At 60.4% G+C, this 18,233-nt stretch carries 18 protein-coding genes; 13 read left to right on the top strand and 5 right to left on the bottom strand.

Going from position 1 to position 18,233, the window contains the following annotated elements; genetic code table 11:
* Positions 1 to 98: 98 nt before the first annotated feature.
* From ACP7A2_RS20920 to ACP7A2_RS20930, 3 genes are all read right to left on the bottom strand, one after another.
* Complete coding sequence (locus ACP7A2_RS20920; RefSeq protein WP_426135755.1) at positions 99 to 362, bottom strand: hypothetical protein; 264 nt, start codon at positions 360 to 362, stop codon at positions 99 to 101.
* 51 nt (positions 363 to 413) lie between these two features.
* Positions 414 to 761 (bottom strand): hypothetical protein, encoded by a 348-nt coding sequence (locus ACP7A2_RS20925; RefSeq protein WP_426135756.1) that lies wholly within the window; start codon positions 759 to 761, stop codon positions 414 to 416.
* 84 nt (positions 762 to 845) lie between these two features.
* On the bottom strand, positions 846 to 2,042 hold the full coding sequence (locus ACP7A2_RS20930; RefSeq protein WP_426135757.1) for an MFS transporter: 1,197 nt from the start codon (positions 2,040 to 2,042) through the stop codon (positions 846 to 848).
* Positions 2,043 to 2,231: 189 nt separating this feature from the next.
* Between ACP7A2_RS20930 and ACP7A2_RS20935 the strand changes: the two genes are divergently transcribed.
* The 6 genes from ACP7A2_RS20935 to ACP7A2_RS20960 all read left to right on the top strand — a co-directional run bounded on the left by ACP7A2_RS20935 (position 2,232) and on the right by ACP7A2_RS20960 (position 8,270).
* Positions 2,232 to 2,711 (top strand): GNAT family N-acetyltransferase, encoded by a 480-nt coding sequence (locus tag ACP7A2_RS20935; protein WP_348055911.1) that lies wholly within the window; start codon positions 2,232 to 2,234, stop codon positions 2,709 to 2,711.
* A 252-nt stretch (positions 2,712 to 2,963) separates the two neighbouring features.
* Complete coding sequence (locus tag ACP7A2_RS20940; RefSeq protein ID WP_426135758.1) at positions 2,964 to 3,785, top strand: SDR family oxidoreductase; 822 nt, start codon at positions 2,964 to 2,966, stop codon at positions 3,783 to 3,785.
* Positions 3,786 to 3,806: 21 nt separating this feature from the next.
* The gene (locus tag ACP7A2_RS20945) at positions 3,807 to 4,802 is read left to right on the top strand and encodes a substrate-binding domain-containing protein (RefSeq protein WP_348055907.1); all 996 of its coding nucleotides are present in this window, start codon (positions 3,807 to 3,809) and stop codon (positions 4,800 to 4,802) included.
* A complete protein-coding gene (gene araG / locus ACP7A2_RS20950) occupies positions 4,799 to 6,298 on the top strand; it encodes an L-arabinose ABC transporter ATP-binding protein AraG (protein ID WP_426135759.1) in 1,500 nt (499 codons plus the stop codon). Before ACP7A2_RS20945 ends, araG begins: the two co-directional genes overlap by 4 nt.
* 19 nt (positions 6,299 to 6,317) lie before the next feature.
* Positions 6,318 to 7,283, top strand: a complete 966-nt coding sequence (gene araH / locus ACP7A2_RS20955) for an L-arabinose ABC transporter permease AraH (protein ID WP_348055905.1) — start codon at positions 6,318 to 6,320, stop codon at positions 7,281 to 7,283.
* 183 nt (positions 7,284 to 7,466) lie between these two features.
* On the top strand, positions 7,467 to 8,270 hold the full coding sequence (locus tag ACP7A2_RS20960) for an IclR family transcriptional regulator (RefSeq protein WP_426135760.1): 804 nt from the start codon (positions 7,467 to 7,469) through the stop codon (positions 8,268 to 8,270).
* Here ACP7A2_RS20960 and ACP7A2_RS20965 read toward each other — a convergent pair whose 3' ends face one another.
* On the bottom strand, positions 8,271 to 9,323 hold the full coding sequence (locus ACP7A2_RS20965) for an NAD(P)-dependent alcohol dehydrogenase (RefSeq protein ID WP_426135761.1): 1,053 nt from the start codon (positions 9,321 to 9,323) through the stop codon (positions 8,271 to 8,273). It abuts the gene before it with no gap.
* A gap of 182 nt (positions 9,324 to 9,505) precedes the next feature.
* Between ACP7A2_RS20965 and ACP7A2_RS20970 the strand changes: the two genes are divergently transcribed.
* Complete coding sequence (locus ACP7A2_RS20970) at positions 9,506 to 10,399, top strand: AraC family transcriptional regulator N-terminal domain-containing protein (RefSeq protein WP_426135762.1); 894 nt, start codon at positions 9,506 to 9,508, stop codon at positions 10,397 to 10,399.
* A 180-nt stretch (positions 10,400 to 10,579) separates the two neighbouring features.
* Here ACP7A2_RS20970 and ACP7A2_RS20975 read toward each other — a convergent pair whose 3' ends face one another.
* Positions 10,580 to 12,244, bottom strand: coding sequence for an electron transfer flavoprotein-ubiquinone oxidoreductase (locus ACP7A2_RS20975; RefSeq protein WP_426135763.1), 1,665 nt, complete (start codon positions 12,242 to 12,244; stop codon positions 10,580 to 10,582).
* 504 nt (positions 12,245 to 12,748) lie between these two features.
* On the opposite strand from ACP7A2_RS20975, the gene ACP7A2_RS20980 reads away from it, so the two are divergent.
* From ACP7A2_RS20980 to ACP7A2_RS21005, 6 genes are all read left to right on the top strand, one after another.
* Entirely contained in the window at positions 12,749 to 13,498 is a 750-nt protein-coding gene (locus ACP7A2_RS20980; protein ID WP_028617555.1) for an electron transfer flavoprotein subunit beta/FixA family protein, read from the top strand.
* A gap of 2 nt (positions 13,499 to 13,500) precedes the next feature.
* Positions 13,501 to 14,430: an electron transfer flavoprotein subunit alpha/FixB family protein gene (locus ACP7A2_RS20985; protein ID WP_426135764.1), complete on the top strand. Its 930-nt coding sequence runs from the start codon at positions 13,501 to 13,503 to the stop codon at positions 14,428 to 14,430.
* Positions 14,431 to 14,512: 82 nt separating this feature from the next.
* Positions 14,513 to 15,322: a substrate-binding periplasmic protein gene (locus ACP7A2_RS20990; protein ID WP_426135765.1), complete on the top strand. Its 810-nt coding sequence runs from the start codon at positions 14,513 to 14,515 to the stop codon at positions 15,320 to 15,322.
* Positions 15,323 to 15,331: 9 nt separating this feature from the next.
* Positions 15,332 to 15,694, top strand: a complete 363-nt coding sequence (locus ACP7A2_RS20995) for a DUF4398 domain-containing protein (protein ID WP_426135766.1) — start codon at positions 15,332 to 15,334, stop codon at positions 15,692 to 15,694.
* Positions 15,691 to 16,506 carry an OmpA family protein gene (locus ACP7A2_RS21000; protein WP_375067971.1) on the top strand — a complete coding sequence of 272 codons (816 nt, stop codon included), beginning with the start codon at positions 15,691 to 15,693 and terminating at the stop codon, positions 16,504 to 16,506. Before ACP7A2_RS20995 ends, ACP7A2_RS21000 begins: the two co-directional genes overlap by 4 nt.
* 275 nt (positions 16,507 to 16,781) lie before the next feature.
* On the top strand, positions 16,782 to 18,221 hold the full coding sequence (locus ACP7A2_RS21005) for a PLP-dependent aminotransferase family protein (RefSeq protein ID WP_016973643.1): 1,440 nt from the start codon (positions 16,782 to 16,784) through the stop codon (positions 18,219 to 18,221).
* The last annotated feature ends 12 nt before the right edge of the window (positions 18,222 to 18,233 follow it).

Below are 18,233 nucleotides of genomic sequence, written 5' to 3' on the forward strand. Positions count from 1 at the left end.
CGCGATGGCGGTGGATCAGTCTTTAATTGACTGACTGATCCACCGCCATCGCGGGCAAGCCCGGCTCCCACAGTTTATTTCGGGCTGCCTTGAGACTGCTAGCCCGCCTTACCGTCCAGCTTGCGCGCCTCATCCACACCAGACGCGGTCAGCTTGATCGGCAGGTTCAGCGAATATTCACCGTCATCGTCGGTGGTCACATGTCCATCCTTGATGAGCCCGCGGTCCTGAAGGAATGCCAAGGCACTGGCCACCACCTTTTCGCCACGGTAGTTATCCAGCACCTCCTTGCCCAGACCATGCGGGTGGGCGTGCAGCAGGCGGGTGAGGACTTCTTTCTCAAGGTCACGATCGACGTTCATGCGTACCTCTTCACTGGGGAATGATCGGGTGTAAATCGTGCAGACGATGAATCAAGGCGCAGGTTGTTTTGGCGCGCCAGGGATGTTCGAGTCGTCGCCTTTGTTGACCTTCGGCTCATTGCTGATGCCTGGACCCATTTTGCCGTTACCGACCGCAGCTGGCGCCTGGCGTTGGGTGTCGTTGCCTTTGGTACGAGGGTCAGCGCTGTTATCGATGATCGCGCCGCCGTTGGTGTCCAGGCCGGTGCCCATCGAGTCCTGGGATTCCTGGGTAGCGGGGCTTGGCGGGCTGCCAACGGGATCGGTCTTACCGGTCGACGAAGTGGCAGCAAATGCGCTCAGCGACGCAGCAGACAACAGACCGGTGAGGGCGAGGGCAGCAAACTTGGAATTCTTCATGGGGTGTCTCCATATGATTAATGTCCTTACCCTTTATTGGTCCGCGCCCCTTTGCGATTTGTGCCTTGATGGCGACGAACGGTATCAACCCACCTGTAAGATTTTGTGTGCCCTGCTTCGGCGATGGATCAGCCGCGCCACGGTGATCAGCCAGTTCAGAGACGCCACGCCCACCAACACTGCCAGCAATGTCGGCAGGCCGTAGTCGACGATGAGCTTTCCCGCCAGCAGCGGAAAGCCAAACACGCCCACAAAGTAAGCCAGGCTGAACAACAGCAACGCCTGAGACGTGGTGCCGGCTGGCGCTTCATTTGCCACCAACCCGTTGATCACCGAATACGTCAGGCCGTAGCCCACCCCGAGGGTCACCGCCGCCAACAGATAGCTGAACGTGCCCGTAACCCCAAAGCCAAACACCAGCACCGACACCAGCATCAGCCCCGACAACACGCACCCGGCGCTGTAGGCATCCCGCTTGACCACAAAGCCTGCGATCAGCAGGCGGCTGGTGATCGCCGCGCTGAGGAACCCCAGGAAGAACAGCGAATAATCCAGCGAATGCGCCGCCGCGTAGCTGGTCTGAAACGAAGACAAGCCACCGAATACGCAACCGCCCAAGCCGACCATCAGGATCGCGAATGCCGCTTTGGACGACAGCACCTGGCGGGTCGCGGCCCAGGATATTTTTGCCATCGGAGTATTGGCTTGTCGGTTGAGGTGCTTGCCCAAGCGCCAGAACATCAGCACGCCGACCATGCTGGCCACCGCGGCGATATAGAAGGCGCTGGTCAGCGGCAGCCCCAGCGCGCTCGCCGCTCGCCCCAGCAAGGGGCCCGAGCCGATGCCGCTCAACATGCTGCCCGACAACAGCGCAAAGTAGCGCGCCCTGTGCTGGGGTTCGACCAGCATGGCCACGATAATCGGCCCCAGGGTGTAAAACACGCCCCAGCCCAGCCCCAACGCCAGGCCGAACAGCATCAAGCCTTCACCAAACCCCGGCGTCAGCGCAAAGCCCAGGCACGCCACTGTCAGCAGCAGGCCGAGCACGGCAATCGAGCGCGCCGCCCCCAGCCAGTCCGCCAGATGCCCGGACACCAGCACCGCCGCAATGGTGCTCAGCATCGCCATGGAAATCACGCTGCCGGCGTCGTGTTCATTGCCGCCACGGGCGTGAATCAGCAACGACAGCAAAAACGTCGAGCCGTAAGACAAGGACAACAGGAAACTGGCAAGGCAAAACAGGGCGAACAGCTTCGTGCTGAGCGGGGACGTGGAGTGCATGGGGCCGCCTGAAAGTCATGGAAGTCATGCCGGATGTTTAGCATGCACGCCGACGCCGTGTGTTCTGAGGTTGATGGTGCTTGCGTTACCCCGCAACGGAGTAACGCCCCTCGACGCGATAAAATTGCGCTGCAATCGGTCATGAAAGCGCCTTAGTATGTGTGCTTTGAATTTGCCCAAGGCTCGCCCATGACCATCGAGATTCGCCCCGCCGTGCCCAGCGATGCTGCGCAGATCCTGGCCTTCATCACTGAGCTTGCCGAGTACGAAAAAGCCCGGCATGAAGTGATCGCCAGCGTGGTGGACATCGAGCGCAGCCTGTTCAGCGAAGGCGCCACCGCCCATGGCCTGATCTGCTCGCGGGACGGTTTGCCGATTGGTTTTGCGGTGTTCTTTTTCAGCTACTCCACTTGGCTGGGCAGCAACTGCCTGTACCTCGAAGACCTCTACATCAACCCCGAGCAACGCGGCGGCGGGGCCGGCAAGAAGTTGCTGCGCCACCTGGCCAGGATCGCCTGCGACAACGGCTGCGGGCGTTTCGAGTGGAGCGTGCTGGACTGGAACGAACCGGCGATTGCTTTCTACAAGTCCATCGGCGCGCAGCCGCAGGAGGAGTGGGTGCGCTACCGCATGGAAGGCAACGCGCTGCGCGATTTTGCCCAGGGCTGAAACACTGAATATCAACTGTGGGAGCTGCTCTATGTGGGAGCTGGCTTGCCTGCGATAGCATCACCTCGGAGCCACTGAATTACCGAGGTGTCTGTATCGCAGGCAAGCCAGCTCCCACATAGAGCAGCTCCCACATTTTTTTGCGCATTGCTCACTATATGGGATGCAAATTTATATATTGAGATATTTCAAACGATAGGTTTATAGTCGGCAGCATCAGCACTCACTACCAAAAATAAAACAGGTGAAGCGATGCAGCCCCAACCGTTGTCACTACCCCCCGTGCCCGAGCCAACCTGTGGCGAGCGGCTGAAGAACAAAGTGGTGATCATCACCGGCGCGGCCCAAGGCATTGGCGAGGCAATCGTCGCGTGCTTCCAGGCCCAGCAGGCGCGCCTGGTCATCGCCGATATCCAGGGCGAAAAAGTCGAAAAAGTCGCGACCCACTGGCGCGAACGCGGCGCTGACATTGTCGCGCAAGCCGTCGACATCACTTCCAAAGAGCAATGGCAGGCGCTGGTCAATGTGGCCATCGAGCGTTTTGGTCGCGTGGACGTGCTGATCAATTGCGCCGGGGTCAACGTATTCCGCGACCCTTTGGAAATGACCTACGAAGACTGGCGCCGCTGCTTCGCCATTGACCTCGACGGTGCCTGGTTTGGCTGCCGCACCGTGTTGCCGCACATGATCGAGCAGGGCATCGGCAACATCATCAACATTGCCTCGACCCATTCCAGCCACATCATTCCCGGCTGCTTTCCGTACCCCGTCGCCAAGCATGGCTTGCTCGGGCTCACTCGCGCTCTGGGCATCGAATACGCGCCCAAGGGGATTCGCGTGAATGCCATCGCGCCGGGCTACATCGAAACCCAGCTCAACGTCGATTACTGGAACGGTTTTCCCGACCCCCACGCCGAGCGTCAGCGCGCCTTCGACCTGCACCCGCCCAAGCGCATCGGCCAGCCGGTTGAAGTGGCGATGACGGCGCTGTTCCTGGCGACCGACGAAGCCCCCTTTATCAATGCAACCTGCCTGATGATCGATGGCGGGCGTTCCGTGATGTACCACGATTAATCCAACAATAAGAGGTGCCCCATGCTCGTCAAAAACAGGTTCAAGAAGACTTTAGGCGCCGTAGCACTGGCGGTGGCCTTTAGCGGTTTCGCATCTGCCGAAGAAGTGAAGATCGGTTTTCTCGTGAAACAGGCAGAAGAGCCCTGGTTCCAGACCGAATGGGCCTTCGCTGAAAAAGCCGGCAAGGACCAGGGTTTCACCGTGATCAAGATCGCCGTGCCTGATGGCGAGAAAACCCTCTCGGCCATCGACACCCTTGCCGCCAACGGCGCCAAAGGCTTTGTGATCTGCCCGCCGGACGTGTCCCTCGGCCCGGCGATCATGGCCAAGGCCAAGCTCAACGGGTTGAAAGTGCTGGCGGTGGATGACCGTTTCGTCGACGCCAAGGGCAAGCCCATGGAAGACGTGCCTTACGTCGGCCTGGACGCCTACAAGATCGGCCAGAAGCAAGGCGAAGCCATGGCCACCGAAGCCAAGCATCGCAATTGGGACTGGAAAGACACCTACGCCGTCATCAACACCTTTGACGAGCTGGAAACCGGCAAGAAACGCACCGACGGTTCGGTAGAAGGCCTCAAGGCCGCAGGCCTGCCGGCTGACCACATCCTGTTCAGCGCACAGAAAACCCTCGATGTGCCGGGCAGCATGGATTCCACCAACTCGGCGCTGGTAAAACTGCCGGGCACCGCGAAAAACCTGATTATCGGCGGCATGAACGACAGCACCGTGCTCGGCGGCGTGCGCGCCACCGAAAGCGCCGGCTTCAAGGCGGCCAATGTGATCGGCGTTGGCATCAACGGCACCGACGCAATTGAAGAACTGAAAAAATCCGACACCGGCTTCTACGGCTCCATGTTGCTGAGCCCGGATGCTTCCGGCTACAAAACCGCCACCGCAATGTTTGAGTGGGTGACCAAAGGCACCGAGCCTGCCAAGTTCACAGCGTTGGACAACGTGACCCTGATCACCCGCGCCAACTTCAAGGAAGAGTTGAGCAAAATCGGACTGTGGAAATGACCGGCGCGGCCTTGCGGTTCAATGGCATCGGCAAGGAGTTTCCCGGTGTGAAAGCCCTGTCGCAGATCAGCTTTGAAGCGCGGCCGCACGAAGTTCACGCGCTGATGGGCGAGAACGGCGCGGGCAAGTCGACCTTGCTGAAAATCCTCGGCGGCGCCTACATCCCGAGCAGCGGCACGCTGCAGATCGGCGAACAGACCATGGATTTCAAAAACGCCGCCGACAGCATTGCCAGCGGTGTGGCGGTGATCCACCAGGAACTGCACCTGGTGCCGGAAATGACCGTCGCCGAGAACCTGTTCCTCGGGCATTTGCCGTCACGTTTTGGCGTGGTCAATCGCGGCCGTTTGCGTGAGCAGGCGCTGGCCTGCCTCAAAGGCTTGGCCGATGAAATCGACCCTGAGGAAAAACTCGGTCGCCTGTCCCTGGGCCAGCGCCAACTGGTGGAAATCGCCAAGGCGTTGTCCCGTGGCGCGCACGTGATCGCGTTTGACGAACCCACCAGCAGCCTGTCGGCGCGGGAGATCGACCGGCTGATGGCGATCATCACGCGCCTGCGCGATGAGGGCAAAGTGGTGCTGTACGTGTCCCACCGCATGGAGGAAGTGTTCCGCATCTGCAATGCGGTCACGGTGTTCAAGGACGGCCGCTTCGTGCGCACGTTTGACGACATGGCCGCGCTGACCCATGACCAGTTGGTGACGTGCATGGTCGGCCGCGACATTCAGGATATCTATGACTACCGCCCGCGCGAGCAGGCTGAAGTCGCGCTCAAGGTCGAAGGCCTGCTCGGCCCAGGCTTGCGCGAACCGGTGAGTTTTCAGGTGCGCAAGGGCGAAATCCTTGGGCTGTTCGGGTTGGTCGGGGCAGGGCGTACCGAGCTGTTCCGGCTGCTCAGCGGCCTTACGCGTTCCACCGCCGGGCGCCTGGAACTCTGCGGCGAAGCCCTGCCATTGCGCTCGCCGCGCGATGCCATCGCCGCCGGGGTATTGCTGTGCCCGGAGGACCGCAAGAAGGAAGGCATCATTCCGCTGTCCAGCGTTGCCGAGAACATCAACATCAGTGCGCGCGGTGCCCATGCCACGTTTGGCTGGCTGTTGCGTGATGGCTGGGAGAAGGGCAACGCCGACCAGCAGATCAAGGCGATGAAGGTCAAAACGCCGAACGCGGAACAGAAAATCATGTATTTGTCCGGCGGCAATCAGCAGAAGGCCATTTTAGGTCGCTGGCTGTCGATGCCGATGAAAGTGCTGCTGCTGGATGAACCCACGCGCGGCATCGATATCGGCGCCAAGTCGGAGATCTACCAGATCATCCATAACCTGGCGGCCAGTGGCATTGCGGTGATCGTGGTGTCCAGCGACCTGATGGAAGTGATGGGTATTTCCGACCGCATTCTGGTGATGAGCGAAGGCGCCCTGACCGGCGAACTGACCCGCGACCAGGCGGATGAAGCACGGCTGTTGCAACTGGCTCTCCCGCGTTCGCGGGCTTGAAGAATTCGAGGGTGTAGGCATGTCACAGGTAAAAACTGCAAAGGGCTTCTGGCCGGGTTTCAATCAGCGCAAGTTCCTTGATGATTGGGTAATGCTGCTCGCCGCATTGACCATCTTTGCGCTGAGCGCGCTGTTCATCGACAACTTCCTTTCGCCGCTGAACATGCGCGGCCTGGGCCTGGCGATTTCGACGGTGGGCATTGCCGCGTGCACCATGCTGTTCTGCCTGGCGTCGGGGCATTTCGACTTGTCGGTGGGCTCGGTGATCGCCTGTGCCGGGGTAGTGGCCGGTATTGTGATTCGCGACACCGACAGCATGCTGCTCGGCGTCTCGGCCGCCCTGGCCATGGGCCTGGTGGTGGGGCTGATCAACGGCATCGTGATTGCCAAGCTGCGCATCAACGCGTTGATTGCGACGTTGGCGACCATGCAAATCGTGCGTGGCCTGGCCTACATTTTCTCCAGCGGTAAAGCGGTGGGGGTGATGGACGAACGCTTCTTCGTGTTCGGCAACGGCCAACTGATGGGCGTGCCGGTGCCGATCATTATCACCGTGCTGTGCTTTGTGTTCTTCGGCTGGCTGCTCAACTACACCACCTACGGGCGCAACACCATGGCCATTGGCGGCAACCAGGAAGCGGCCCTGCTGGCCGGGGTGAACGTTGATCGCACCAAGATCATCATCTTTGCCGTGCACGGGCTGATCGGCGCGTTGGCCGGGGTAATCCTGGCCTCGCGCATGACTTCGGGCCAGCCGATGATTGGGCAGGGGTTTGAGCTGACTGTGATTTCTGCCTGTGTGCTGGGCGGGGTGTCGCTGAGCGGTGGCATTGGGATGATTCGGCATGTAATTGCCGGGGTGCTGATTCTGGCGATTATCGAAAACGCGATGAACCTGAAGAACATCGACACGTTTTATCAGTATGTGATTCGGGGTTCGATCCTGTTGCTGGCGGTGATTATCGACCGCATGAAACAGCGCTGACGTCCGAACCTGTGGAGATCAAAATGTGGGAGCTGGCTTGCCTGCGATAGCGATGTGTCAGGTTACCGGTTTATTGGCTGACACTCCCTAATCGCAGGCAAGCCAGCTCCCACAGTGGATCTCCACTGTTTTGAAGGACGGTATTTGCCATAATGCAGCCGCTTTTACATTTATAGGCCCGATATGCAGGAAAACGCCCACACTCCCGTCAAAGACGCCGCGCCCACGGGCACCCAGACCTTGCTGCGTGGCCTGGGCGTGGTTCAAGCGGTGGCGGCCGGTGCGCGCGACTTGAAAGAGATCGCCAAGCGCATCGGCACCACCCGCAGCACTACCCACCGCCTGGCCAGTTGCCTGGTGGAAGAGCGTTACCTGCGCGTGGTGCCGCAAGTCGGTTACCTGCTGGGGCCGAAGTTGATCGAGCTGGGGTTTCAGGCGCGTGAAGAATTGCCGTTGGTGACCCTGGCCATTCCGTACCTGGACGAGCTGTCGGCGCTGACCGGCGACACCATCCACCTGGCCATTCGCGAATACGACGACGTGCTCTACCTGCACAAGAACCCTGGCCGTTATGGCCCGGAGATGCGTTCGCGGGTTGGTCATCGCATGCCACTGGCACGTACCGGGGTTGGCAAGGCCATGTTGCTGGATGACTCGGCTGAGGAATGGCGGCGCCTCTACGAAGCCAGCTTGCCGGAGGGCGGCAAGAGCCAGCAGTGGCCGCAGCACCCGGAACAATCCTGGGCACAGTTCGAGCAGCGCATGCGCGAGTACGTGGTGGGGGGTTATGCGTTTGATCTGGAAGACAACGAACCGTCGATCCGCTGTGTCGCGGCACCGGTGCGCGATGCCAGCCGACGCATTGTCGCCGGGCTGAGCATCGCCAGTACCGTGCCCTACATGCCGCTGGAGAAAATGGCCGAGCTGATCCCTGTGATCAAACAGGTGGCAGCGCGGCTGTCAGCGGAGTTGGGCGCGAAGGCCTGATCAGGCCTTCAGGGTCGCCATGTCGATGACAAAGCGGTACTTCACATCGCCGGCGATCATGCGGCTGTAGGCTTCGTTGATGTTGCGGATATCGAGCATTTCGATGTCGCAGCTGATGCCATGCTCGGCGCAGAAATCCAGGACTTCCTGGGTTTCGGCAATGCCGCCGATCAAGGAACCGGCCAGCACCTTGCGGCCCATGATCAGCTTCGCGGCGTTGACCGGAGGGTCGACCGGCTCGATCAGGCCTACGAGGATATGCACGCCGTCAAAGCGCAGCACGTCGAGGTAGGGGTTCAGATCGTGCTGCACCGGGATGGTGTCCAGCAGGAAGTCGAAGTGCCCGGCGGCGGCTTTCATCTGTTCGGCGTCGGTGGACACGATCACATGGTCAGCGCCCTGGCGACGGCCTTCTTCGGCCTTGCTCGCAGAACGGGTGAACAGCGTCACTTCGGCGCCAATCGCCTTGGCCAGCTTGATGCCCATATGGCCCAGACCGCCCATGCCCAATACGCCGACTTTGTCGCCAGCCTTGATACCGTAGTGCTTGATGGGCGAATACATGGTGACGCCGGCGCACAGGATCGGCGCGGCACTGGCCAGGTCGAGCCTGGCCGGGATTTTCACCACAAAGTGTTCGCTGACCACGATGCTGTCGGAGTAGCCGCCCATGGTGTTGCTGCCGTCAACCCGGTCCGGGGTGGCGTAAGTCATGGTCGGGCCTTCGAGGCAGTATTGCTCGAGGTCGGCGTGGCAAGCGTCGCAATGACGACACGAATCGACCATGCAGCCCACGCCGACCAGGTCGCCGATTTTGTGCGTGGTGACGCTGGCGCCGACGGCGGTCACCTTGCCGACGATCTCGTGGCCCGGCATCAGCGGGTACACGGCGATGCCCCACTCGTTGCGTGCCTGATGGATATCGGAGTGGCACACGCCGCAGTAATGAATCTCGATGGCCACGTCATCGGCGCGCGGGCTGCGGCGTTCAAACGACATGGGGGCGAGGGGAGTGGTGGCCGACTGGGCGGCGTAACCGATGGCGGTGTACATGAGGAAACCTCGCAAAAGCAATGAACTGTGGAGGCGGCGTATTCTGGGCGCCGACCCCTTGTGCGGCCATGGCGATTGCTCCGAGTCTCATGCCTATTCGTCCGGGAGTGCCCTGTGTTTTGATCCCTCTGGACCCAGACCTGCGAAGATGCTTTGATCCCCTTTTTGCGAAGTTTTTTGCCATGTTGTTGACCCGCCATCTCGACGCCAATGCTGCGCTGGTTTCCTTGATTGAAGGCCTGACGCCTTGCGACGGTTTCTCCCCGACCCATGTGCCCGGCGTGAAGGTATTGCGCGCCAGTTGCGACGTGGCGCGTGGGCCGCAGATCTATGAGCCAAGCCTGATGTTTGTCGCCCAAGGCAGCAAGGTTGCCTACCTCGGTCCGCGCACGCTGGAGTATGGCGCCGGGCATTACCTGATCCAGGCGATGCCGGTGCCGTTCGAGTGCGAGACGTTTGCCATGGCACCGGACGCGCCGCTGTACGGCGTGACGGTGGGCATCGATCGCGTGGTGCTGGGTGAGTTGGTGATGGCCATGGGTATTCAGGCCGGGCCGCCGCCGACGGCGCAGACGCTGGAATCGATGAGTTCGGTGGTGCTCGATGATGCGATGCGCGGCTGCGTCGAGCGCTTGCTGGAGTGCCTGCACGATCCGCTGGAAAGCCGGATCATGGGGCCGGCGCGAGTACGTGAATTACTGTTCACCGCCTTGCGCGGGCCTCAGGCTGATGTGCTGCGTGCATTGGTGGAACAGCAAGGGCAGTTTTCGCGAATTGCCACGTCGTTGAATCACCTGCATGCGCATTATGGCGAGCCGCTGAATATCGAGACGCTGGCGGGGTATGCGCACATGAGTGCGTCGACGTTTCATGAGCATTTCAAGCGCTGCACGTTGCTGTCGCCGGTGCAGTATTTGAAGCGATTGCGGTTGCTCAAGGCGCAGCAATTATTGCTGGTGGAGGGGATGGGAGTGGCGCAGGCGGCGCATAACGTGGGGTATCAGAGTACGTCGCAGTTTAGTCGGGAATATAAGCGCTACTTTTTGCGCAGTCCGGGCGAAGAGCGAGTCGCGTAATACTGCACGGTCAATGTGGGAGCTGGCTTGCCTGCGATGGCATCACCTGGGTTTTACTGACAAACCGAGTTGCCTGCATCGCGGGCAAGCCCGGCTCCCACAGAAAGCAGCTTTCACACTGGATCTGGATGGGCCACAAAAAAGGCCCCCGTCCGGGAGCCTTCTGTTCAAGCTATTGACTTACATATTCGGATAAGTCGGCCCGCCCGCGCCTTCCGGCGTGACCCACGTAATGTTCTGCGAAGGGTCCTTGATGTCACAGGTCTTGCAGTGCACACAGTTCTGGGCGTTGATCTGGAAGCGCTTCTCGCCGTCTTCCCTGGTGATCACTTCATACACGCCGGCCGGGCAGTAGCGCTGCGCCGGTTCATCGTAGAGCGGCAGGTTGGTGCCGATCGGGATGCTTGGGTCTTTCAACTTCAAGTGGCACGGCTGCTCTTCTTCGTGGTTGGTACCGGAGATGAACACCGAGCTCAGCTTGTCGAAGCTCAGCTTGCCGTCGGGTTTGGGGTAGTTGATCTTCTTGCTGTCTTTGGCCAGCTTCAGGCAGGCGTAATCCGGCTTGGTGTCGTGCAGGGTGAACGGCATTTTGCCGCCAAGGATGTTCTGGTCGAACCAGTTAAAGCCAGCGCCGATGATCGGGCCGAACTTGTGCATCGCCGGGCCGAAGTTGCGGCTGGCGAACAGTTCTTCATAAAGCCAGCTGGCTTTGAAACTGTCGACGTAGTTGGTCAGCTCATCACCGCCTTCGGACTCGGCAAACAGGCGCTCGGCCACCGCGTCGGCGGCGAGCATGCCGGACTTCATGGCGGTGTGGCTGCCTTTGATCTTGGCCACGTTCATGGTGCCCAGGTCGCAGCCGATCAAGGCGCCGCCTTTGAAGACCATCTTCGGCAACGAATTGATGCCGCCTTTGGCCAGGGCGCGCGCGCCGTAGCTGATGCGCTTGCCGCCTTCGAGGTACTGGGCCAGCACCGGGTGATGCTTGAGGCGCTGGAACTCATCGAACGGCGACAGGAAGGTGTTGCTGTAGGACAGGTCGACGATCAGGCCCACTACAACCTGGTTATTTTCCAGGTGGTAAAGGAACGAGCCGCCGGTGTTTTCGGTGCTCATGATATCCAGCGGCCAGCCGGCAGTGTGCACCACCAAGCCTGGCTGATGCTTGGCGGGGTCGATTTCCCAGATTTCTTTCAGGCCGATGCCGTAGTGCTGGGCGTCGGCGTCGATGTCCAGGTTAAAGCGCTTGATCAATTGCTTGCCAATGTGGCCACGGCAGCCTTCGGCGAACAGCGTGTATTTGCCGCGCAGTTCCATGCCAGGGGTGTACACGCCTTCTTTCGGGTTGCCTTCGCGGTCGACGCCGAGGTCGCCGGTGATGATCCCGCGCACCACGCCGTTCTCGTCGAACAACGCTTCCTGGGCGGCGAAGCCTGGGTAGACTTCCACGCCCAGGTTCTCGGCCTGCTGGGCGAGCCAACGGCACAGGTTGCCGAGGGAGATAATGTAGTTGCCTTCGTTGTGCATGGTCTTGGGCACAAAGAAATCAGGCACCTTGGTGGAGGCCTCGGCGCTGCGCAGTACATAGATGTCGTCACGCACCACGGGGGTGTTGAGCGGGGCGCCGAGCGCTTTCCAGTCCGGGAACAATTCGTTCAGGGCGCGGGGTTCAAACACGGCACCGGAGAGGATGTGAGCGCCGACTTCGGAGCCTTTTTCCACCACGCAGACGCTGATTTCCTTACCGGCTTCGGCGGCCTTCTGCTTCAGTCGGCAGGCGGCAGACAGGCCTGCCGGGCCAGCGCCGACGATGACCACGTCGAATTCCATGTATTCGCGTTCCACAGGCTATCTCCTACTCAAGGCTCAACAGGCTTTTTTTCTAATGGGTGGAGTTTCGGTGACGTCTGCGCAAAGACATGACCCACCTTTCTCTCTGGGTGGCGCATTATATCTACACCACTGTCAGCGTCCAATACAAACGTTTGTTTGAATTGCCCGCAGGCTAGGTAAATCAAAGAGACGCGGCTTATGACTGGCTATTTTGCCGTATTGACCAGAATAGGCGTTCCGGTCAAGATACGGTCGGTTTTGCGCTAACCGTAGGCATACCGCAGGTTTCAAGAGCACGTCCAAAAGCAAGACGGGTGACGCGCGCTTAAATAATGGCGCGCAGTTTACACGCCGCGATAAAGAATGACCTCTCAGTCACCACTGACGAACGGTCATCACTTCCCGTGAGCAAGGCCATCCGCCGACGTTTTTGGAGGTGCCCTTGTGTGCCGATGAGCATCAACCGCCAGGCTCGCCTAGGCGACTTTCTTTTCACCGGAGAGTAACGAGGAATCCATGAAGGTTCTTGTAGCTGTCAAACGCGTTGTCGATTACAACGTGAAAGTTCGCGTCAAGGCGGACAATTCCGGCGTCGACCTTGCTAACGTCAAAATGTCGATGAACCCTTTCTGTGAAATCGCTGTGGAAGAAGCTGTCCGCCTGAAAGAGAAAGGCGTGGCAACTGAAATCGTTGTGGTTTCCATCGGCCCGACCACTGCTCAAGAGCAGCTGCGTACCGCCCTGGCACTTGGCGCCGACCGCGCCATCCTGGTTGAGTCGGCTGAAGAGCTGACCTCCCTGGCGGTGGCCAAGTTGCTCAAAGCCGTTGTCGACAAGGAACAGCCTCAGCTGGTGATCCTCGGCAAACAGGCCATCGACAGCGACAACAACCAGACTGGCCAGATGCTGGCTGCACTGACCGGTTACGGCCAGGGCACCTTCGCTTCCAAGGTTGAAGTGAGCGGCGACAGCGTTGCCGTCACCCGTGAAATCGACGGCGGCGCACAGACGGTTTCCCTGAAACTGCCGGCCATCGTCACCACCGACCTGCGTTTGAACGAGCCGCGCTACGCGTCCCTGCCAAACATCATGAAAGCCAAGAAGAAGCCGCTTGAGTCGGTTACTCCAGAAGCTTTGGGCGTTTCCACCGCCTCCACCAACAAGACCGTCAAGGTTGAAGCGCCGGCTGCACGCAGCGCGGGCATCAAGGTCAAGTCGGTGGCTGAACTGGTCGAGAAACTGAAAAACGAAGCGAAGGTGATCTGATCATGGGTATCCTCGTAATCGCTGAACACGACAACAAGGTGCTGGCCCCGGCCACCCTGAACACCGTGGCTGCCGCCGCTAAAATTGGTGGTGATATCCACGTATTGGTTGCTGGCCAGGGCGCTTCCGCCGTGGCTGATGCCGCCGCGAAAATCGCTGGCGTGAGCAAAGTACTGCTGGCCGACAACGCCGCTTACGCTCACCAGTTGCCGGAAAACGTTGCCCCTCTGGTCGCAGAGCTGGGCGCTGGCTACAGCCACATCCTGGCTGCCGCCACGTCCAACGGTAAAAACATCCTGCCACGCGTTGCCGCGCAGCTGGACGTTGACCAGATCTCCGAGATCATCTCGGTTGAAAGCGCTGACACGTTCAAGCGCCCGATCTACGCCGGTAACGCCATTGCCACCGTGCAATCCACCGCTGCCATTAAAGTGATCACCGTGCGCGCCACCGGTTTCGACCCGGTTGCTGCAGACGGGGGCTCGGCTGCCGTTGAAGCTGTGGCGGCTGCGCACGATGCGGGTACTTCGAGCTTTGTTGGCGAAGAGCTGGCCAAGTCGGACCGCCCTGAGCTGACCGCTGCCAAGATCGTCGTTTCCGGCGGCCGTGGCATGCAGAACGGTGACAACTTCAAGCACCTGTACGCCCTGGCAGACAAGCTGGGCGCAGCCGTCGGCGCTTCCCGCGCTGCGGTTGACGCAGGTTTCGTACCCAACGACATGCAGGTCGGCCAGACCGGCAAAATCGTTGCGCCACAGCTGTACATTGCCGTCGGTATCTCCGGCGCGATCCAACACTTGGCCGGTATGAAAGACTCCAAAGTGATCGTTGCGATCAACAAGGACGAAGAAGCACCGATCTTCCAGGTGGCTGATTACGGCCTGGTGGCGGACTTGTTCGAAGCCGTACCCGAGTTAGAGAAGCTGGTCTAATCCAGCCGCTTCACTTATAAAGAGCCCGGTCCTTGTGACCGGGCTTTTTTTGCGCGCCCCTTTTTAATCTGGAGACACCGCCATGGATCTGCGCCCCATATTGCTGGCCCTGTCGCTCTTGCCAGGCCTGGCGCTGGCGGCCGGCAAATGTGATCGCCTGGTGATCACCGGCAGCCCCGATGCACCGCCGCTGCTATGGCGTGACCCGCAAGACCCGACGCACCTGATCGGCGCCACCGCCGACGTGCTGCAACAGGTGGGCAAAGAGCTGGGGCTTAAAATCGACCTGCTCTACGGCGGCAAACGCTCACTGGCCCTGGACGAAGTGCGCAGCGGGCGCATGGACATTCTTGCCGACGCACCGCTGAACCTGGGCGAGCTGGACACCCTCGACTACATCCACCCGGCGCTGATGCAGATCGACTATCTGGTCTGGACCCGCAAGGATTCGCCACTGACTTACACCACCGCCGCCGACCTGCACGGGCTCAAGGGCGCGGTCTCGGAACGTGCGCGGCTGAGTGCCGGTTTCGACATCTTGGCCGGCCAGCAACTCAGCCTGCAACGCCTGCCTACCTTGACGCCAGCCTTCCAGAAACTGCTGCTGGGCGAGGTGGACTACGTGCTCGCCGGGCGTTACTCCGGCATGGCCATGGCCCAGACGCTGGGCATGAGCAATGACCTGATCGCCCATGAAATACCGGTCGACAGGCCCGGCCTGTACCTGGCTATCTCCCACAACTCGGCCTGCAATGATCCGTGGCTGCGCGGACAGCTGACCAAAAAGATGACAGAATTGCCCGCGTCCGGTGTGGTGCAAGAAGCCATACAGCGCAATCTTGAGCGTTGGAAAGCGCAACTGCAGCAACCCGTCGGCACCCCAGCAAAGTAAGGATTTACAGTGACTCTTCGACCTCTTTTCGCGGCCCTCGCCGTTGTCGCTTTGGCGGGATGTGCAGCCGATCCTGCGCCGAATGAACAAATTCGCCTGACCCAGCAGGCCCTCGAACAAGCCGGCGCCGTGGGTGCCAGCACTGACGAATCGCCTGAGCTGAAACTCGCCGAAGACAAATTCGTCCGGGCCAAGGCTGACATGGCTGATGAGTCCTACAAACACGCCCGCATGCGCGCCGAGCAGGCCGAGCTGGATGCGCGGCTGGCCGAAGCCAAAGTGCTGACCCGCAAAAGCCAGGAACAACTGGACGTGCTCAACACGCGCATCACCCGCCTGCGCAAGCAATTGCAGCTGGGAGACGCCCAATGAGCCTGATCACCCGTGGTTTGAGCTGCGCCGTGTTGCTGGCAGGCGCCGCCCTCGGCGGTTGCGCCAGCCAACCGAGCAGCGAACAGGCCTTGCAACAGGCCGGCAATGACTTCCAGCACGTCAAGGAAGACGCCAACGTGCTGCGCTTTGCGCCCAAAGACGTGATTCGCGCCGGTGAATCCCTGGCCCGTGCCGATCGCTTGTCCAGCTACTGGGGCAGCGGCGCCGACGTGGTGCATTACGCCTACCTGAGCCAGCGCTACAGCGCGATTGCCCGCGAACACACCGAGCAAGGCCTGAATGCCGAGAAAGGCTCCAAGCTCGAACTGGAGCGCCAGCGCCTGCAACTGGCCCTGCGTGAAAACAAACTGGCCAGCGTGCAGCAGCAGGGCAAGTGGCTGGAAGAACAAATCGCCAGCCTGACCACCACCCAGACCGACCGCGGCCTGGTGTTGACCCTGGGCGATGTGCTTTTTGACACCGGTGATGCGCAACTGGAAAACTCGGCCAACCGCATCGTGCTGAAAGTCGTGCAGTTCCTGCAACTGAACCCCAAGCGCGTGGTGCGTATCGAGGGCTACACCGACAACACCGGTGGCGAGCAGGAAAACCTCAAACTGTCCCGCGACCGTGCGCAATCGGTGGCCGACGTGCTGATGGATCTGGGGATCGACGAAAAACGCATCCAGGTTGAAGGCTATGGCGACCAGTACCCGGTGGACGTAAACGCCACCGAGCGGGGCCGCGCGCAGAACCGTCGGGTAGAGATCGTCTTCTCCGACGAAAAAGGCCAACTGGGCGCTGCTCGCTAGGCGCTCGTGCACACAAAAACTGTGGGAGCTGGCTTGCCTGCGATAGTATCGCCTCGGTCCGCCAGATGTACCGAGCTGCGGCTATCGCAGGCAAGCCAGCTCCCACCCAAAGCAAACCCGATCGCTGATCGGGTTTTTCATGCCCGTACCCTTACAGTTTTTTCTATCACTGCCGCCCGCGCTCGACTATTGTGGCAACTGTCCCCGTACACTTCTAAACTGTGCCGGTATGTTTCACACAAAAATAAAATACCCGTGAAATCGAGTGCTGCGTCATGACCAATCTGTTGCTCTACCAACGTATCGCCCAGCAACTGGCTGAAGACATCCGACGCGGTGTCTATCAACCCGGCGAGCGTGTGCCTTCGGTGCGCAAGATGAGCTCTCAGCTCAACGTCAGCCACGCAACCGTGTTGCAGGCCTACGCCAACCTGGAAGATCAGGGGCTGATCCGGGCGCGGCCGCAATCGGGTTACTACGTGCACCAGACGCCGGCGCTCACGGCGCCCACGCCCGACATCGCACGCGTTGAACGCCCGGGGTTGGTCACCCGCAGCAGCATCATCCAGCAGGTATTGGTCGAGTCGCGCCGCGAAGGCGTGTTCCCGCTGGGCGCCGCCGTGCCGAGCGTCGATTATTTGCCGGTGCGCGCACTGCACCAGCAACTGGCCAAGGTCACGCGCTTTCAGAGCCCACGGGCATTCAGTTACATGTTCAGCCCAGGGTTTGAACCGCTGCGTCGTCAGGTGGCGATTCGCATGCGTGATGCCGGCGTCGTGGTCGACCCGTCCGAAGTGGTGATCACCCACGGCTGCGTCGATGCGTTGCAGATGTCCCTGCGCGTGTTGACCCGCCCCGGCGACTTGATCGCCGCTGAATCACCGACCTATTACGGGTTGCTGCAATTGGCCGACCTGCTGGGCCTCAAAGTTATCGAAATACCCAGCGACCCGGCCACCGGCATGAGCCTGGAAGCCCTGCAACTGGCGGCCAACCAGTGGTCGATCAAAGCGCTGGTACTGACCACGCGCCTGAGTAATCCGTTGGGCGCGACCATGCCTGAAGAACGTCAGAAACAACTGCTGCGGCTGGCCTCGGACTTCGATATCCAGATCGTCGAGGACGATATCTACGGCGAATTGATGTTCGAACTCGGCCGCACCAAGGCCCTGAAAGCCTATGACCGCCTTGACCGGGTGATCTACTGCTCAAGCTTTTCCAAGACCTTGTCCCCCGGCGTTCGCATCGGCTGGATGATTGCCGGCAAGTACCAGCAGGAAATCCAGCGGCTACAGATGTTCAGCACCCACTCAGCGTGCAGCGTCACCCAAATGGGCGTCGCGGCATACCTGGAGAACGGGGGCTACGACCGGCATTTGCGCTACATCCGTCAGGAGTACCGTAAAAACCTCAGCGCCTTCCAGTTAGCGGTGCAGCAGTATTTTCCCGAGGGCACGCAGATGACCCGGCCGACCGGTGGTTTCATCCTGTGGGTCAGTTTGCCGGGAAGGGTCAATACCCAGGAACTGCACGTGCGCGCACTGCAGCAGGGCATCAGCATTGCACCTGGCGTAATATTCAGTAATACAGAACAGTTCAATCACTGTATTCGCCTCAACTGCGGTACGCCGTGGAACCGCGAGGCAGAGCGCGCGCTGATGACGTTGGGAATGCTCGCCAGCCAGTTATGCCTGGAAACGGCAGCCGGCCTTTGAGGCGCGTAATGG

The sequence above is a fragment of the Pseudomonas sp. PWP3-1b2 genome (genome assembly GCF_049896045.1).
GTDB classification, from domain to species: Bacteria; Pseudomonadota; Gammaproteobacteria; order Pseudomonadales; family Pseudomonadaceae; genus Aquipseudomonas; species Aquipseudomonas antarctica_B.

Excerpts from the sequence above, each read along its gene's own strand:
- ACP7A2_RS20920 (WP_426135755.1), bottom strand. The coding sequence starts at position 362 with ATGAACGTCGATCGTGACCTTGAGAAAGAAGTCCTCACCCGCCTGCTG.
- ACP7A2_RS20925 (WP_426135756.1), bottom strand. The coding sequence starts at position 761 with ATGAAGAATTCCAAGTTTGCTGCCCTCGCCCTCACCGGTCTGTTGTCT.
- ACP7A2_RS20930 (WP_426135757.1), bottom strand. The coding sequence starts at position 2,042 with ATGCACTCCACGTCCCCGCTCAGCACGAAGCTGTTCGCCCTGTTTTGC.
- ACP7A2_RS20935 (WP_348055911.1), top strand. The coding sequence starts at position 2,232 with ATGACCATCGAGATTCGCCCCGCCGTGCCCAGCGATGCTGCGCAGATC.
- ACP7A2_RS20940 (WP_426135758.1), top strand. The coding sequence starts at position 2,964 with ATGCAGCCCCAACCGTTGTCACTACCCCCCGTGCCCGAGCCAACCTGT.
- ACP7A2_RS20945 (WP_348055907.1), top strand. The coding sequence starts at position 3,807 with ATGCTCGTCAAAAACAGGTTCAAGAAGACTTTAGGCGCCGTAGCACTG.
- araG (WP_426135759.1), top strand. The coding sequence starts at position 4,799 with ATGACCGGCGCGGCCTTGCGGTTCAATGGCATCGGCAAGGAGTTTCCC.
- araH (WP_348055905.1), top strand. The coding sequence starts at position 6,318 with ATGTCACAGGTAAAAACTGCAAAGGGCTTCTGGCCGGGTTTCAATCAG.
- ACP7A2_RS20960 (WP_426135760.1), top strand. The coding sequence starts at position 7,467 with ATGCAGGAAAACGCCCACACTCCCGTCAAAGACGCCGCGCCCACGGGC.
- ACP7A2_RS20965 (WP_426135761.1), bottom strand. The coding sequence starts at position 9,323 with ATGTACACCGCCATCGGTTACGCCGCCCAGTCGGCCACCACTCCCCTC.
- ACP7A2_RS20970 (WP_426135762.1), top strand. The coding sequence starts at position 9,506 with ATGTTGTTGACCCGCCATCTCGACGCCAATGCTGCGCTGGTTTCCTTG.
- ACP7A2_RS20980 (WP_028617555.1), top strand. The coding sequence starts at position 12,749 with ATGAAGGTTCTTGTAGCTGTCAAACGCGTTGTCGATTACAACGTGAAA.
- ACP7A2_RS20985 (WP_426135764.1), top strand. The coding sequence starts at position 13,501 with ATGGGTATCCTCGTAATCGCTGAACACGACAACAAGGTGCTGGCCCCG.
- ACP7A2_RS20990 (WP_426135765.1), top strand. The coding sequence starts at position 14,513 with ATGGATCTGCGCCCCATATTGCTGGCCCTGTCGCTCTTGCCAGGCCTG.
- ACP7A2_RS21000 (WP_375067971.1), top strand. The coding sequence starts at position 15,691 with ATGAGCCTGATCACCCGTGGTTTGAGCTGCGCCGTGTTGCTGGCAGGC.
- ACP7A2_RS21005 (WP_016973643.1), top strand. The coding sequence starts at position 16,782 with ATGACCAATCTGTTGCTCTACCAACGTATCGCCCAGCAACTGGCTGAA.